The organism is Stieleria sedimenti (assembly GCF_025060895.1).
Lineage (GTDB): Bacteria > Planctomycetota > Planctomycetia > Pirellulales > Pirellulaceae > Stieleria > Stieleria sedimenti.
Window position 1 is genome coordinate 1 of record NZ_JANZKV010000077.1, and the last position, 16073, is coordinate 16073.

At 58.2% G+C, this 16073-nt stretch carries 17 protein-coding genes and 1 pseudogene; 5 read left to right on the forward strand and 13 right to left on the reverse strand.

Features of this window, described 5'->3' with window-relative positions:
- Nucleotides 1-103: 103 nt before the first annotated feature.
- Nucleotides 104-556: a hypothetical protein gene (locus NZK35_RS11780; RefSeq protein WP_259632731.1), complete on the reverse strand. Its 453-nt coding sequence runs from the start codon at nucleotides 554-556 to the stop codon at nucleotides 104-106.
- Between the two features lie 414 nt (nucleotides 557-970).
- Here NZK35_RS11780 and NZK35_RS11785 point away from each other — a divergent pair, with 414 nt between their 5' ends.
- The gene (locus NZK35_RS11785) at nucleotides 971-1714 is read left to right on the forward strand and encodes a penicillin-binding protein activator LpoB (protein ID WP_259632732.1); all 744 of its coding nucleotides are present in this window, start codon (nucleotides 971-973) and stop codon (nucleotides 1712-1714) included.
- Nucleotides 1675-3087, forward strand: coding sequence for a hypothetical protein (locus NZK35_RS11790; protein ID WP_259632733.1), 1413 nt, complete (start codon nucleotides 1675-1677; stop codon nucleotides 3085-3087). The genes NZK35_RS11785 and NZK35_RS11790 overlap by 40 nt, the downstream gene beginning before the upstream one ends.
- Before the next feature lie 131 nt (nucleotides 3088-3218).
- Here NZK35_RS11790 and NZK35_RS11795 read toward each other — a convergent pair whose 3' ends face one another.
- Nucleotides 3219-3437, reverse strand: a complete 219-nt coding sequence (locus NZK35_RS11795; RefSeq protein WP_259632734.1) for a BON domain-containing protein — start codon at nucleotides 3435-3437, stop codon at nucleotides 3219-3221.
- A gap of 318 nt (nucleotides 3438-3755) precedes the next feature.
- On the opposite strand from NZK35_RS11795, the gene NZK35_RS11800 reads away from it, so the two are divergent.
- The 3 genes from NZK35_RS11800 to NZK35_RS11810 all read left to right on the forward strand — a co-directional run bounded on the left by NZK35_RS11800 (nucleotide 3756) and on the right by NZK35_RS11810 (nucleotide 8718).
- Nucleotides 3756-4388: a sigma-70 family RNA polymerase sigma factor gene (locus tag NZK35_RS11800; RefSeq protein ID WP_259632735.1), complete on the forward strand. Its 633-nt coding sequence runs from the start codon at nucleotides 3756-3758 to the stop codon at nucleotides 4386-4388.
- Between the two features lie 41 nt (nucleotides 4389-4429).
- Entirely contained in the window at nucleotides 4430-7408 is a 2979-nt protein-coding gene (locus NZK35_RS11805) for a serine/threonine-protein kinase (protein WP_259632736.1), read from the forward strand.
- 80 nt (nucleotides 7409-7488) lie between these two features.
- Nucleotides 7489-8718 carry a hypothetical protein gene (locus NZK35_RS11810; protein ID WP_259632737.1) on the forward strand — a complete coding sequence of 410 codons (1230 nt, stop codon included), beginning with the start codon at nucleotides 7489-7491 and terminating at the stop codon, nucleotides 8716-8718.
- Nucleotides 8719-8959: 241 nt separating this feature from the next.
- Here NZK35_RS11810 and NZK35_RS11815 read toward each other — a convergent pair whose 3' ends face one another.
- The 11 genes and pseudogenes from NZK35_RS11815 to NZK35_RS11860 all read right to left on the reverse strand — a co-directional run.
- Entirely contained in the window at nucleotides 8960-9325 is a 366-nt protein-coding gene (locus NZK35_RS11815) for a hypothetical protein (RefSeq protein ID WP_259632738.1), read from the reverse strand.
- 230 nt (nucleotides 9326-9555) lie between these two features.
- Entirely contained in the window at nucleotides 9556-9873 is a 318-nt protein-coding gene (locus NZK35_RS11820) for a hypothetical protein (protein WP_259632739.1), read from the reverse strand.
- On the reverse strand, nucleotides 9870-10202 hold the full coding sequence (locus NZK35_RS11825) for a hypothetical protein (RefSeq protein WP_259632740.1): 333 nt from the start codon (nucleotides 10200-10202) through the stop codon (nucleotides 9870-9872). The genes NZK35_RS11820 and NZK35_RS11825 overlap by 4 nt, the downstream gene beginning before the upstream one ends.
- Nucleotides 10203-10210: 8 nt before the next feature.
- On the reverse strand, nucleotides 10211-10717 hold the full coding sequence (locus NZK35_RS11830; protein ID WP_259632741.1) for a TIGR03067 domain-containing protein: 507 nt from the start codon (nucleotides 10715-10717) through the stop codon (nucleotides 10211-10213).
- 1363 nt (nucleotides 10718-12080) lie between these two features.
- Nucleotides 12081-12497 carry a hypothetical protein gene (locus NZK35_RS11835; protein ID WP_259632742.1) on the reverse strand — a complete coding sequence of 139 codons (417 nt, stop codon included), beginning with the start codon at nucleotides 12495-12497 and terminating at the stop codon, nucleotides 12081-12083.
- Complete coding sequence (locus NZK35_RS11840) at nucleotides 12460-12669, reverse strand: addiction module protein (RefSeq protein WP_259632743.1); 210 nt, start codon at nucleotides 12667-12669, stop codon at nucleotides 12460-12462. The genes NZK35_RS11835 and NZK35_RS11840 overlap by 38 nt, the downstream gene beginning before the upstream one ends.
- A 952-nt stretch (nucleotides 12670-13621) precedes the next feature.
- Complete coding sequence (locus NZK35_RS11845; protein WP_259632744.1) at nucleotides 13622-13882, reverse strand: hypothetical protein; 261 nt, start codon at nucleotides 13880-13882, stop codon at nucleotides 13622-13624.
- Nucleotides 13883-13988: 106 nt separating this feature from the next.
- Complete coding sequence (locus tag NZK35_RS34915) at nucleotides 13989-14297, reverse strand: type II toxin-antitoxin system RelE/ParE family toxin (protein ID WP_407699787.1); 309 nt, start codon at nucleotides 14295-14297, stop codon at nucleotides 13989-13991.
- Nucleotides 14294-14485, reverse strand: a complete 192-nt coding sequence (locus NZK35_RS11850) for a hypothetical protein (protein ID WP_259632745.1) — start codon at nucleotides 14483-14485, stop codon at nucleotides 14294-14296. The genes NZK35_RS34915 and NZK35_RS11850 overlap by 4 nt, the downstream gene beginning before the upstream one ends.
- Before the next feature lie 201 nt (nucleotides 14486-14686).
- On the reverse strand, nucleotides 14687-15418 hold the full coding sequence (locus NZK35_RS11855; protein ID WP_259632746.1) for an IS91 family transposase: 732 nt from the start codon (nucleotides 15416-15418) through the stop codon (nucleotides 14687-14689).
- A gap of 11 nt (nucleotides 15419-15429) precedes the next feature.
- A pseudogene (locus NZK35_RS11860) lies at nucleotides 15430-15594 on the reverse strand (phage integrase N-terminal SAM-like domain-containing protein); the annotation flags it as partial.
- Between the last annotated feature and the right edge of the window lie 479 nt (nucleotides 15595-16073).

A 16073-nucleotide genomic window follows, 5' to 3' on the forward strand; every position in this document is an offset into this window, starting at 1 on the left:
CGCGCCGTTCCGCTAACATCAGCCGGTCCTCGCCAGCGTCCGGCCACCGGTGTGCACTCCGCATTTCGGTCGATCTCGGGGAGTGTCTCGTTGCATCATCGCCTCAAACGTTTTCAAAATCCTCGAAATCTTCCAGGTCGACGTCGTCTTCTTCGTCTTCGTCTTTGCCGGTGCTCAAGCCGAACTCGTCGCTGATTTCGTCATCGATTTCGATTTCGTAATCGTCGTTCAATTCTTCTTCAAAATCGTCGTCGAAGTCATCATCGAAGTCGTCTTCGTCGATGTCGTCGAAGTCATCCAGATCGTCGTCTTCGTCGAGCCCGTCGTTGAAGCCGTCATCGACTTCGTCGGTATTCGCATCGTCGTCCGCGAAGCCGTCCTCCTCGTCGTCATCATCGTCGTCCAGATCGTCGTCGTCATCGTCGTCCGCTGCGACGGGAACGGTGGTCAGCGGGGATTCCGACCGGCCATGGGGTCGATTCTCAGCCGCGGTGGGGGAAATCGTGGACACGATTTCGGAACTGGCGACCGATGGAACGGCGAGAGCGACACTCATAGATGAAACCGGAAATGCGAAGAAAAATGGGGAGCGGTCTTCCGTCAGGGGATTCATAACCGACAGGCCACGATGACGTAAAGCGTGGGTAACTGGGGATGTTAGGCCTGTCGGACATCGACGCGTCAGAAAATTTACGGCCGCAACAGGTCAACCAGCGGACCTTGCGGTGCCGATAGTGACTGGGCGCCGCCGGAGTGACGGTTCCCGCTGCATTTGTCGCCTCGCAAAATCGCATGGCAACAGACCTCGGCAGCGGATCAATCTGGTCCGGCGGACGCACATTTTGATAGGTCCAGACTATCGGACAAGTCGCCTCAAGCGAATTTTCTTGGCCCCGACGGCATTTCTGGCTCCAAAAACGGGATTTCCAAAGTGCATCGCGACCAAACGCCCCCAGCAAATCAACTCAGCATGCAACCTACCACCCCATCGCGGCGGGCTTCCAAAGCCGCCGCCGCGGTCGTCTTGGCCGCGATTGTGTCCACAACGTCGGGATGTGCCGGTCGACAATACGGTCATTTGCTAGCCAGCGACGACAAGGATCTGGTTGGCAGCCATGCCGCCGGCGCCGCGACGTGGAATCCGCTGGTGGAAGAATCGGTCGCGAAACTGCTCTCCCGCTGCCCCCCCGCCGTCCAGCCGGTGGCATTCGAATCACAATCCGAACTGTCCCTCGACGGCGTCATCGTCCCGTCCACCCTCCACGGCGGGCCGGCCAACGTCTGCTTCGTCGGAATCGAAAACAAAAGCGCCGAAGAACTGGGCGATTTCAAAGAACAGCTCTACGAACAGATCGATTCCCAGATCAACTCGAACGCCGATTTTCGTGGCATCAGCCGGCGGATGGTCCAAACCGCCCTCCGAGAAACCCGACTGCGCCCCGATGCGTTGTTCCTGCCCGCCAACCGAGAAGCCTTCGCCGCCGTGTTGGGCAAAGCGGGCACCCCGGTCGACTACTTGCTGTTCGCCAACATCACCACCGGAACCACCGACCGCAACAAAACCAGCCAGCGGGACTACACGCTGACCTTGGAAATGGTCAACGTGCACACCGGTGATTTCTTGAAAGAGTCCGCCAAGATCCGCAAGGGGTACTCGAAATCACGCGGCGGTAAATGGTGGAACTACGGCATCTTCGATCAGGCCGACGGGTGATCGTGCAGGTCTGCGTCTCAGCTGCTCGAGCAAACGGTCGGCGAGCCCCGCTGGCAGCGATCCTGGTCCTTGCCGTCCTCGTCGGCATCGTCTCGGCCGGCTGTCGGTCCAACCAGGTCTCAATCGGCCAGGCCAGGGACGCGTTTGCCTTGGGTGATCTCGAATCGGCCGACAAGCTACTGAGCGAACTGGCCGAGGGGCCCAAACGGACACGGCATCCAAGTCAGCTGGATCTGGCGATGGTCGAATTGGCGCGTGGCGAAGTGTCTGCCGCCGAGTCTCGGATGCGTGAACTCCGCGACCACTTCGACGCGTTGCCCGACACCGCGCCGGTCAACGACGCCGCCTCGTTGGCGGTCGATGATCGGGTCCGGCCGTTCCAATTGGCAGGCTACGAACAAGTCCTGTTGCGGTCGATGCTGGCCATCTGCTCCCTGGCCGGCGATGCCACCGACGCAGAAGCTTATTGTTTGCAGGCCCAAACCCGCCAAGCCGAATTGAACCGCCGAACCGAAGACGCGGACTCGCCTACCCCTAAACAGCAACTCGCCCTGGCACCTTATCTGCAGGGCACGCTGCGTGAGGCCACGCACCAGAACTACGACGACGCCGAGCGCGCCTTTCGACTCGTCAGCAGCATTCAACCGGAATTCGCTCCGGCGGCCGACGATATCGCAAGAGCCAATCGCGGTGCCCACAGTGCTGCGGGCCACGGCGTGCTGTACGTGTTTGCCATGGTTGGCCACGGCCCACGACTGGTGGAGACGGTCGCGCCGACGACCACCACGTCACTGCAAATCGCATCGACTCTGTTGCGATCGGTCCACAATCACGAAGAAGGCGACGACGACGAACCGGTGCTGCCCAACGTGGTCAGTGTGAAAGTTCCGCAAGTCGAACTCCCCCCCAGCGACCTCGCCGCGATCGGGGTTTCGTTGGGCGGGCAACTGCTCGGGGCAACGCAAACGATCACCGACATCGGGCAATTGGCGGTTGAAAAAGTCGAAGCCGAAATGCCGTGGACGATCGCCCGTGCCGTCGCGCGACGGGTGCTCAAAGAGGCCAGTGTCGTGGCCACCGCCAACTCACTCGGACTCAGCGGCAACGCGGCCGCGGCGTTCGAGTTTGCGGCGATCAACGCCTGGAGCGCCACGGAAAAGGCCGACACCCGTTGCTGGGGCTTGCTGCCACGAGAAATCCAAGCCCTCCGCGCCGAGTTACCGGTCGGAACCCACGAGATCCACTTGTCGCCCTTGGCATTGACCGGCCAGTCCTTCGCCCCGCCACAACGCCACAGCGTCACAATCGAAGACGGACGCAATCACTACCTCGTCGTCATCGCGCCCGAACAGATCCTGTCCGTCGTCCCGTAACCGCTGCCCATCGCATCGCCGAACCAACAAGATGGCTTCGTGTCATTGAGGCAATCGTCATCGACCGGCTGAGTGAGCCGTGACGCGTAAGCGGCCGGGCACTACGGCGCTACCCGAGGCCTGACAGCCCGTCAGCCGCGCACCTTGATGTCGCTGACGATCGACTCGACGCCCGGGACACTGCGAGCGACGACGATACACATCAGGGCGTCGTCGCGAGATTCAACCTGTCCACGCAGGATCAGTTTCCCATCTTCGACTGAACACGAGAAGTCATGGACTTCAACGACACGTTGAATCGACGCCTCGATGCGTCGGCAGAGGTTTTCGGATGTGGGATCAGCGATCACAAGTGGTACTCGGAGTGGGGAAAGCAAAGAAGACGTTCAGGCCCCGGTCTGTCGTGTCCTATCTGAACCATACCCTTAGAAGCGTAAAACGAGTCCAGATTCCTATAAAACCCGCTCGTATTGGGGGAAATATCCAAAATTCGCCGCCTGACCGTCGATTCGTGTCCCCAGGCCATTGCCGTCGGCTGCTTCGAAGTGAAAATTTCAGAATCCGCGTGACGGCAGCAATCTCGCCAGGCCAAAATCAAGAGTGGCGTCAGCTTCCAGCTTGCGTCTCCCCCAGCGAACGCCCGATCGCCCCCAGCGCGTGTGCCCCCAATGAGCAGTATCACGACCAGTGAAGCGAATCGATTGCTGGCGGCCGCACAAAACGGCCACGACGATTGCCTCGGACAATTGTTGCAGATGTATCTGAACTATCTGAAACTGCTGGCCCGCACCCAGCTGGACCGAAAACTCCAGGCCAGAACGAGTGCGTCCGACGTGGTTCAAGACACGTTGTTGGAAGCCCATCGAGATTTCGCACAGTTTCGAGGCAGTTGCCCCGAGCAATTCCTCGCCTGGCTGAAAACGATCCTGGTGAACAATCTGGGACACATCATTCAGCGACACGTGCTGGCAGAAAAACGCGACGTTCGCCGCGAAGTCTCGATCAATGACATCGGTGCGACGCTGGAACGATCCTCCGCGCGGCTGGTGGCAATCATCGCCGACCGAGGCCAATCCCCCAGCGCCGATGCGCAAAACCACGAAGCCAGTCTGTTGCTGGCCGATGCGTTGGCCGAACTTCCCGACGACTACCGCGAGGTGATTCTGTTGCGGCACATCGAAGGGCTCGCGTTTCCCGAAGTGGCGGCGCGGATGGAACGCACCGCGGGTGCGGTGCGGATGCTGTGGATGCGGGCGATCGCACAATTGCGGGTCCGGCTTGAATCGCGAGGCGTACTATGAACCACGTCGTCACAAACGGCCGGCCGCCAAAATCCTCTCCCGTGCCAGGTGAAGACGTTGCCACGCTTGCGGCCAATCCGTTGGACGCGCTCACGCCGCAACAACAGGAACAGCTTTCTAAAATTCTGGAAACCTACCTGGACGATCTGGAACAGGGGCGTCCGGCCGATCCGGAATCCTTGCTTCAACGCCACGCGGAATTAGCCGAACCGCTGCGATGGTATTTGCGTGGCTTGGACTTCGTGCACCAAGCCACCGCCGAACTGGGACCGAAAGAGCATCCGGATGACGCGGGAACCGTCAGCCACAACGAGCTGGGCGATTTCGAGATCCTCCGTGAAGTCGGACGCGGCGGCATGGGTGTGGTCTACGAAGCGAGGCAGAAATCACTCGGTCGTCGGGTCGCGCTCAAGGTCTTGCCGTTTGCCGCCGTCCTCGATCGACGACAGATCATTCGCTTCAAGAACGAAGCTCAAGCCGCCGCCCAGCTGCACCATCCCCACATCGTCCCCGTTCATTCGGTCGGATGCGATCGCGGCGTCCACTATTACAGCATGCAATTCATCGACGGCCAGGCGCTGGACCGAGCGATCGACCAACTCAGAAACCTGCGTGACGGCACGGGCGAAAACGCCGCCAACGCTTCCGCCGGCACGATTCCTATCGGAGCGTTCTCCACACAACGCAGCGTTCGCTCCCATAACCATATCCACTCGGTCGCCGAGCTGATTCGACAAGCGGCCACCGCGATCGAGCACGCGCATGAATTTGGCGTCGTACACCGCGACATCAAACCCTCCAACCTCCTCATCGACCAGCAAGGAAAACTTTGGGTGACCGATTTTGGACTGGCACGCTGCCAAAACAGCATCACCATCACCATGACGGGGGATCTGCTGGGAACGATTCGCTACATGAGTCCTGAAGCCGCCGCGGGTCGTGGCAGTTTGGTCGACCACATCAGCGATGTGTATTCATTGGGCGTCACGCTCTACGAACTCCTCACCCTAGAACCACCCCATACCGCGACCGATCGGGTGACGTTGCTCGATCAGATCCAACGCCAACAACCCGAACGGCCCCGACGACTGAACCCCTCTATCCCGATCGACCTGGAAACCATCGTGCTCAAAGCGATCCAAAAACCTCGCGATGATCGCTATCAATCTGCGGCCGCCATGGCGGAAGACCTGGCCCGATTCCTGGCCGGCAAACCGCCGCTGGCCAAACGCCCCTCCGCAATCGATCGTCTTTCGCAATGGGCCACGCGGCACCGCACCCTGGTCGCCTCGATCGTCGCCGTCTTGATCCTGACCTCACTCGCCGCCGGCACCGCCACCATGCTGCTGTCGAAAGAAAAAAGCCGCACCGAGGCGGCGTTGGAGATCGCCGAATCCAATTTCCAACAATCACAACTTAACCTCCAAACCGCAATCGACGTCGTCGATCGGTTCGGAATGCGGCTGGCAACAAAACTCGCCGGCGTGCCCGGTACCGAGACCGTCCGACAAGCCATCATGCAGGAGACGTTGGCCGACTACCAGTCCTTCGCCGATCAGATGGACGGTGACGCCTCGATGCGTTTCGCCTTGGCACTCTGCAACACCCAAATGGCATCGATGCATCGTCAGCTAGGCCGGTTTCCCGAGTCCGTCGACTGTTACCAAACCGCGATCAAACTCTACCAAGACTTACTCGCTGACGACGAACACGATCCGGATCCCAATCATGCCCGGATCGTCCACGACTTGGCCGTCTGCCACAACAACTTGGGCGAACTCGCCTTCCAGCAAGGTGATTTCCCAACGGCCGAATCCGAATACCAACAAGCACAACACATCATCGACGAGCTCGGCGATGAAGAAAATGAAGAAGCGCAGATCAAGCATTTGCGGATCGCCGCCCTGGTGAACGTCGGCAACTTGGAACGCGCCGCAGGCAACACCGCACAGTCGCGACGGACCTACGAACAAGCCATCGAGATGCAAACCGCACTGTTGAAAGTCGATCCAGACAACCTGCAATACCAACGTGAACTGGCGGTCTCCTACGCACAGTTGTCGTTCCTGTTTGCCGGCAATGACCTGGACGCCGCAGATCGATACAACCGCTCGGCAATCGGTTTGCACAAGACGATCGTCCAAGACCGCCCCCACGACTTGGCCGCGCTCTCGGAACTGGCGACCTGTTACAACCATCGCGGCGCCATCTTCAACCGCCGTGGACGGACCGCCGAAGCGCTCCAGGCCTACCAAGACGCGATCGACGTCCAGCAAACGCTGGTCCTGCGTGCCCCGACATCGCCCCGATTCAAAGAACAACTGGCGGTCGCCCACAACAACATGGGACAGGTCTTGCTGGCGCTCGATCACTCGCCAACCAACGACTCGCCTGCCGATGCTTCTGCTGGAGAGACCGCTCCCGCCGACGCACTGACCCATTTCGTGACAGCCGAGTCGCTGCTGACTGAACTGGTGGACACATCGCCATTATCGCCCCACTACCGAGCTCAACTCGGCGGCGTGCTTTCGAATCTGGCACCGCTTTTGGAAAAATCTGATTCCGAAGCGGCGCGAAAACACTATCATGATGCCATCGAGCATCAAACGTGGGCCTCGAAAAAAGCGCCACAAATCCAAGACTTCCGAGTCTGGCTGAGTGCCAGCTATGTCAAGTATGGTCGGTTTCTAAGACGCCAAGGGCAAGATGACTTGGCCGGTGAGCTGGCGCTTCGACGAAGAACACTTTGGATCGATGATCCGAATCATTTGTATCGAGTCGCATTGGAGCTTGCCGAATCGGCGATCGGAGACGGCGATTCATCGCTGCCACTGAATTCATCGCTGCCACTGAATTCATCGCTGCCACTGAATCAACGCTGGATCAAACCGACGCTGGAAACGTGGCAGATGGCCGTCGAATCGGGGCTCACCGACGTCGAGACCAAACGAAAGGATCCGACCTTGCAAAAGGTCTTGCGGTTGGCTGATCCGTCCACATCTGTCGAACCACCAGAATGATCAAAGCACCGTCGCATTCCGATCATCACCTCCGCCGAAACCGTCAGCGCCGCCCTCATCGCGACGGACGACGGCTGACGATGGAACGTTTTGAACAGCGAAACCTACTCGCCGGCCCCGAGTTCGATGCGGTGGATTTGTTGGTGAGCCTGGAAATCAGCAACGCGTCCAGCACCCATCACCAAACCGTGCTGGTCCGCCTGGAACCGGTCCGCGACGGAGCCGACAGCACGCTGCGGTTGAGCGCCCGCCAGATCTCCGACGTGTCGAACCTCGAATACGCCGCCGGCGATCTGTCAGACCAACGCGGTGTGTTGCTCAGGTCGCCGATGGTGGACGCCATCTTGGCGGACGACCTGTTCGGTGCCGCCATCAATGCGGAATTCTCCTCCGGATCCCGTGATTCGATCACCATCGAGGTGGATCGCGGCGATGGCGATGTCGACTACTACCACTACCCCGATGCCACGGACAATCAACTGTCGCCGCCGGAAGTCATCCCCACACCCGTGATGCCGACCCTCGCGCACCTGACGTCGATCGATCCGATCCCACCCGGCGGTGAACGTGACGGAAGCGTTGCAAGGGAACCAACTCCCGAGACGACGCTGACGAAACCGCCCAAAACCACACTTCGTTTTGAACGACGCGACTCCGGAAACGAGACGTTTGAACGACTGACCGACGAGTTGCCGGGAGAAGGCGAGGTGATTCGCTTGGCGACGACGTCCACATGGGTTGCAGCCCAGCCGGATTGGACTGACGTTCAATTGCGGTCGGATTCGCAATACATCGTGACAAGCATTCAACGCGTTTCTTCGCCAACGGATGATACCGACTCCGGTACAGAAGACGGTCAGCCGACGGACCCATCGGAGACTTGGATCGTCGATTCCGACGCACGACCGCATGATGTTTCCGCGACTGGTGTGTCGGACGCCGGCGTGCCCGAGCCGCCGCTATCTGCGTCCGTCACCTCGCTCGAAGTTGCCTTGGTCTTCGAATTCGGTGCATTTCCTGATGTCCAGACGACTGGCTTCGGAACGTTGTCGCAGTGGGACCGCCCAACAAATCAAAGTGACTCGGAAATGACGCTCCCGCTCACCGCGTCGTCTGCCGTCGTATTTCGGCCCTCAAGCACGACGGAAATCTCGGCATCCCGTTTCCCCGTTCGCAAGTTGGCCGCGGCCCCCGTGGTCCTGATCCTGGCCGGCGCGGTCTGGACGAAACTCCGCAGCCGGACGCCAGATACCGCAGTCGCAACCGCCCCGAATCGCAAACTGAAGTTAACGACCCTGAAACAGCGCTAACACTCCGTCAACTTCACATGCAAGGACAACAACCCGCTTGCCATCCTGGACAGTGGGGGAAGTATCCTGCTTGCCGCTCCCGAGTCGCGAAGCACTCGCCCCCACCACAATACACCCTCTCTCACCAGCGTTGCATCGCATGACGATTGGTCCCCTAGGTGAGTACGGAGATTGCCGCGCCGCTATCTCACTTCTCGTTTCGAACGTTGCCGGGGGAACGTTTCATGGCTGCCAAGCATCGCTACGCGTCAGCAGGGTCGCACTTGTCGCTCGATTCGTCGGTGTCAGCCGTCGTCCTACTCCTTCCCAAGAAAGCAGACATTGATTCGATCGCGATCAGCACCGCGATCCCGATGAACACCGCGTACGACAGCAAGGAAAAAAGTGGAACCCAACGCACCATTTTGACCCAGACATGCGGGTGCTGATCGTTGAACGACACGAGCGAAACAGACAGGGCCCAGATCAACACCAAGCTGAAGCCGTTCCCCGCGACGACGCATCCCAAGTTGATCGGCTTTCTCGCCAAGCCCCGGACGACGAGCACCTTTGCGGCGACTTGGAACGCAAAAGCGACCAAGAACACCGCAAACAATCTGTCATGCATCCGAAAGGTGGTGGGGGCCATCGAAAGGTCGATCAAGCTGCCCAAGACAAGCCAAACCGGTGATGCAATGACATTTGAAAACACGGAAGTCCGGAATGCGTGTTTTCCCACCCCACAGCGGGTGACAAACGGACGCTCAAGGATGCTCGCCAGGGCGACAACCGCAAGGTAAACGCTCGCTTCTATCTGCATCTTGAGTGGTGCCTAATGGTTCGTCGGTTTCTGCACGACTAGTCCTCAAAAGACGACGGAGTTGTAACAGCAACCGGGAATGCCTCCTTGTATCCCAGTGGTTGAATAAACGGTCCATTTCGAATTTGACCGTAGTACACACCGAATCCGTCATGGTCCAGTCGAACATCCGAGTGCCAGGTTTTGCCGCTCGCCGAGTCGACCCATGAGAAACTGACTCGGTATGCTTCAGCCTCAGCCGAGTAGCGAACGTCTTTCACCGTGGTCGTGATCGTCCCGAGCGTGGTGCTCTGCTCGAATTGCCGGGCCACTTCCTTGGGAGACAAAGGCTGCTGCGACGCGAGGCCTTGTTTCAACCGCTAACGTCGAACATCAAGGCGTCGAATTCGATCGCCTCCTCAGTAAACGCGTTACCTTGTATTTTCATAACCAACCCGGCCATCGGAACGGCATCAGGAATCTGTGCATCGCCATTGCCGCGGAGCCAAGCCTGAATTTTGGACAAACATGCGGTATCAGCTTCGTCACCCCACGCAATCTCATCGACGAGATGGTGATACCGTTCGAGTTGCCATTCGCCATTAATCGACGTGATCGACATCAATAGATTCCTGGATGCAATAGAACGGAGTACGGTAACGATCACGTGGTCGCCGCCAGCGACGCCCCCTTCCAGATAACTCAAGCCGGGGACTAGCGTGCATCCGCTGGTTCAGAACGTGGGTTGTCGTTATTGGCTGGACGACTTAACACCAGCAAGGACAAACGCGATCCGCTCGGTGCCTCAAATTTCTTTGGTCGCTCAACGGTCGAATCGCTCGGCAAGCAGAGCCGTAGCTCCTCACCTTTCATCTCGTAGATGCAGTGGAGGACTGATCCTTTGGGTGCCTTGCCATGAGTCTCAACGGTGACCAGCCTCATCCCTTTTGGTTGCTCCATCGGCTGAAGAGTGAAATGGTACGTATAGCCGGGAGTACCGAAGCCAGTCATTGTCATCAGATCGCCGGAAAATTTGATCCTCAGATCGCTGAGTCCCTTTTTTCGCAGGACTTCACCCAACGGCCGCCCGTTCGTTTCACCGCTCGACAAGGCCCATACACCTTGCAAACGCGACTTGTCATCTGGTGAATCGTCGGCGCGAGCCGCGGCGCTGACCAAGCACACGATGCAGACCATGGCGAATTCGACAGCAGTTTTCATTTTGAGTCTCTCTTTATTGCCGAACGACCACCGTTTACTACGGCAAGGCGAACGACATTCGGTTTTCGATTGACGCCAACTCTGGGCCTGCGAAGCCGGAAGTGATGGTTCTCGCGTCCGGTCACGAGCAAATGGGCGGAAAGGGTACTGCATGCGATTTTGAACGAGGTAACAAAGTGCGATCTATCGGCGCATTGGGAAGAAAGGGGGATCCATCGGGCGCCAGAACGTTGCCGGCCTTCAGACCGTCCGGTCAGAAAGCTGATTAGAACGGATCCGGCCAGACGGTGCCAGTTTCTCAGGCCCAGGCGCACTCCAGCTGGGTGAACGGAGGTGGGGCCGATTCCGACATGCCTCGTGCCCCAACGGGCATGCACCACGAAACCAACGCCATCGACACAGCGTCCACGGCATCCCGAAGGGATCACAGCGAGTAGCCGGAGGTCAGCGCAGCGCCACCTCCGGACCACGCCCACGATCCTCCCACCGACCCCCGACGGGGTCGCACAACGTTTCTGCACACCTTCAACAGGCAAGGACACCAACGCGATCTCTCGCAAGGACGCACCTCACGACGCCCGGCCACGTCGAACGATTTGCCACTCCGAACTCCGTCCGCTTCACAAACAACTTGCACGCAGTTCATCGACGTCGCAGTGCTGACCGCGTTTTGATCTCATGGGTGCACTTCAAACATCCAAAGCCGCTCGACTCCCAAGGATCGGCGCGTCGTGTGTTCGGTCGGATTCGTCTTTGAGTCAAAGAAAAACGGCCTCGGACCACACAACGCGAGTGACGGGGGAATCATGCGCCACCGGATCACTCGATGGGCCAAAAGAGATCAAGACGGCTGTCGCACCAAAACGCTGACGACCTACGGCCAGAGGACCCAGGAAGCAGGCGTCAGCTTACCAGCGTTCACCACGAAACATCGTTGACGCATCGAGCGTCCACTCTATCCCGAAGGGATCACAGCCAGTAGCCGGAGGTCAGCGCAGCGCCACCTCCGGAACACGCCCCCAATCCTTCCATCGACCCCGGACGGGGTCGCACAAAGTTTTTACACTCCTGCATCAGGACGGATGCCAACACAATCTTTCGCAAGGAAGTGACACACGACGCGTACGCCCCATCAACCGCATGTCTTCCGAGCACCGTCCGCTTCACAAATCACTTGCACGCAGCTCATCGACGTCGCAGTGCAAACCGCGTTCTGATCTCATGGGTGCACTTCAAAAATCCAAAGGCGCTCGACTCCCAAGGATCTGGCGTCAGCTTTTCGGCCCGGAGTCCCACGCAACATGAGCCCACCGCGACCGCACATCAACCACCGAAGCGGTAAGCAATTCGATTAAGTTCAACGTCACTGATCACCCGGTCGGCGCGGTTGATCTTCCATTGTCGAATCGCGCCGACTCGCCGACTCGGGTGCATCGGATGGTTCGCCGCTCGCTGCTGGCATCGTGCGACCGAACCAATCGCTGCGGTCCGATGCGGCGTGACGCAAGCCAAAAATCGAAGGCATATCGTCATCGACAGTGAAAACAACAACGTACGGAAACCGATCCACCAACGCGCCGCGAAATCCACCGCCAATGCGTCCAAATGACTCCGGCCGCTCGACTACCGTTTGGATAATCGATCGGACATTCACGCGAAAACGATTGCCAAGAGTGCCGGCAATCGAATCGTAGTATGCGCATGCGTTTGCCAGGTCCGCGGCAAAGAGCGGATGATAGCGTTCAGTCGCCATCAACCCGCCGCCAAACCTCGTCAGCATCAATCGCGATTTCCGGATTCGCAAGCAGTTCGTCGCGTCTGCGGTTCATCTCAGCCAGTTCGTCTTCCGGCAAAGTAAGCGGAGCCGATGCAGCCAGGTCGTCCCAAAGCTGTGTGACGATCGCTAGTTTTTCATCGGGCGGTAGCGCACGAAGTGATTCTTGGAGTGTCATAGATCGATCCGTTTTTGAGGATGCCTCAGTATACCATCACCCAGAAAGCTGGGAAAAGTAGCGTCAGGCACGAAGAAAACGGAGCGTTCAGTTTCAACCAAACGGATTCAGTCGGCGAACGCTTGCCGTCACCGAGGACGATTTTCCACTTCAAGAATCGCGCAAGCCGTCCTTGGGTGCACGGCATTGTTCTGTGGTCTTGACGCTGGGGTCTGATGCGGTGAGCTCGCCGGACGCAGTCTCGTAATATAAGCGACCATTGATCGAATAAACGTTTGGCACCCCCAGACGCCTGCTTTCGTTTTGAGCGTCATTTACCGCAATGCTTCCCAGTCGCACAAGCTCGTCGATCGTAACGTACTTTTCGGCGGTCAAGCTAGGTTTTCTAATCATCCGACGATTCAACCAAGGTCATGAAAGTTGTGTGGAGCGTCACATCTCGGACCGTCAGCTCATTCCGCGACCCATCCGATACATCTTGGATGAGGCTCTCGCCAGTGTACAGCACGACCCAACTATCGGCCAGATTGCGGTAAAGAGTCCAGAAGTTTCGGATGCTACGATAATAGCGGCGTCGAATGTCGGCCTCGGGAACATCATGACCGCCCTTGCGAACGCGTTCGGCAACACGCGATGCAAACGTCGACCGTATCGACGAACACAAAAACGATGGTGATCTCATAGCCACGTCTGCCAGCGTCGCTCCAGAGGTTTGATGCAAGAAGGATTTTCACAGAACGAATTGCGATCTATTCGCGCATGCGAAGGAACAGGGATAGATCGAGCGTCAGAACTTTGTCGCTCCTCAGGTGGGCCGGTCACAGGACCTGATTAGAACGGATCCTACCAGACGGTGCCAGTTTCTCAGGCCCAGGCGAAGTTCACCAGCAAACAACGTTGACGCAACATTCGTCCATGACATCCCGGAGGGATCACAGCGAGTAGCCGGAGGTCAGCGCAGCGCCGCCTCCAGACCACACGACGAGAGCCGCTCATCTATCATCCGCACATTCACTACATCATCCCCGGTGGTAGCGCACGGCTGAAGAACGGATGAGTAGCGAAACACGAACGCAACAAATGCGTGCAGATCCGGAAATTCAGAACGCCGCCACACGGCCAGGTGGATAGCAAATTCAGCATCACGGTCTACGGCGTGGCATTGGGTGAACAGCGGACGCTGATCGAGAGACTTTTGAATCTGCGTTGTCATCAAAGTCAAGTATTGGGGACGTCAGTCGGGGAACGGCGGTGGTCACCGCGGCGGCGACGAATGACTCACCACTCCAGCCAACTTGACTTCGCCGCTCGCATGCATTTTATGGTTCCACTTTCTCTTCCGGTGGTGAGTCCGGAAGTGTCGAAGCGCCATGTAGTACCGCCAGTATCCAAGTCGTGTCTGCTGATACTTGATAGATCAAACGGTAAGAATACTCAAAGACCTCCCGAATATCCGCCCGTTGATACTCAGGAACCATTTGACCAGAGTAGGGGAACGCCTCAATTTGCAAGCACCTGCGGGTGAGTCGATCGACAACCGCCTGCGCGTAGTAAGCCGAGTCTCTCGCAATTTGATTGTGAATACCCTCCAAATCAGCGAGGGCCGATTCGGTCCACTCAACAATCATCCACGCAATCCAAATCGATTTCGAACCTCAGATGTTGAGACCGTTTTGCCCTCAAGTACGTCGTTGAGCCCAGAATCGATCTTTTGCCGTACGTAAATACGGTACATCACGTCATCCCAGGTCGCGTCGTCCGGTAAATGATCGATCGCTTCTTTTGCTGCTGCTTTTGCGCTAATCGTATCGCTCATCACAATTCTCCTTTCCATCAGTGTACGCAACTGACGAACCACAGGCAATCAATGAGAAATCTCCTCCCGTAGCGGAACGAATTGCGATCTATCCGCGTTCAGGAGGAACGGGGATAGATCGGGCGTTGAACTTTGTCGCTCCGCAGGTGGGCCGGTGACAGGACCGGATTAGAACGGATCCAGTCAGAGGGTGCCAGCTTTTCAGTCCCAGGCGTCGTCTTGACGCAGGTATTCCAGCGAACCACCGAAACTCAGCTTGCCGGCACGTCGGAGTCGCTGCAAGTTCGCGATCGCGAACTTGCGAAACGACGTCCGTAAATTGATCGCGTCGACCAGATACTTACGAGGTGCGTTTTCCAACGGTGGCGACGTCGCCTCCGTCCAGCTTTGATCTTCCAGCCCTGGTCCGCCACCGGGCACCAAGGCGTGCACGTGCCAGTGCTCCTTGAGCTTCTGGTTCCAGGTGTGCAGCACCATCAACGCCGCCGGGTCGTAACCCTGTTCGGTGCGGATGGATTTTTTGAGTGCTTTCCAGGCCGATTGGAAGAGCAGATCGGCCAGCTCGTTTCGATTGGCGAGTGCCATCGTGGATAGAATCTCCGGCAACGTAAAGATGACTTGGTAGTACTCCACTCCCTCAAGCAGCAACTGCGACGCGCGGTCACTGAAGTCTCGGCGTTTGGCGCCGCTGCAGGCCGGACAGTGTCGGTCGCCGCAGGAGTTGTAAACTTTGGTGATCCCCTGGCAGTCGTCACACTCGTACCAGCGACCACCGAGTGCCCGGGTGCGGCAGAGCGACGTCTTGGCCAAGACGCTTTGCACGTCACGGGTGGCTTCGCCGTCGCGGTGGGTTTCGACATAACGTTTGGCGCCGCCATGGTCACCGGCCAGGGGACGCGGATGGTGTGGGTGTACAGAAACCGTTGCGCGCATACTGCCTGATTGAACGTGCCGTAGGCGATCTTCTTCTCTTGGATCAGGTAAAGCCGGAAGGTTCTAACGTCTTCGACGGTCGCACTTTCGAGCGGTTTTCCGGTAAAGTCCGCAAATTTTCGCACGTGGTAGGTGTAGGCATCGACGGTCGCGTCGGCGAGATTGCGGATCGCCATGAAAAGTCTTCGGCAAGACGTTTCGTGATCGGGCAGGTCCGTTTTTTGTAGGGTGTCATGGCTGCGTCACTCTTGGTGAAAGGGGAGAAAGCTCGCCTGCTCGGAGCGAGCGGTATGCCACCAGAGTGCTTACAAAACGCAAAAGCGCAACAGCCATTTAATCGAAACGTTCGCGATAACCGGACCGGCATGTGGGCACCAGAAGGGTTTGCGAAACAGGTTGGCATCACCAACGACAACGACGGTTGCAGTGGGTGGTGGCAAGGAAGCCAACGCGATCTTTCGCAAGCACGCGTCACACGGCGCCGGGCCACGTCGAACGACCTGCCCATCGGCAAACCGTCCGCTTCTGGAATCACTTGCACGCAGTTCATCGGCGTCGCGGTGTAAGCCGCGTTTTGATCTCATGGGTGCACTTCAAACATCCGAAGGCGCTCGACTCCCAAGGATCGGCGTGAGCGTGTGCAGAGTCGGATTCG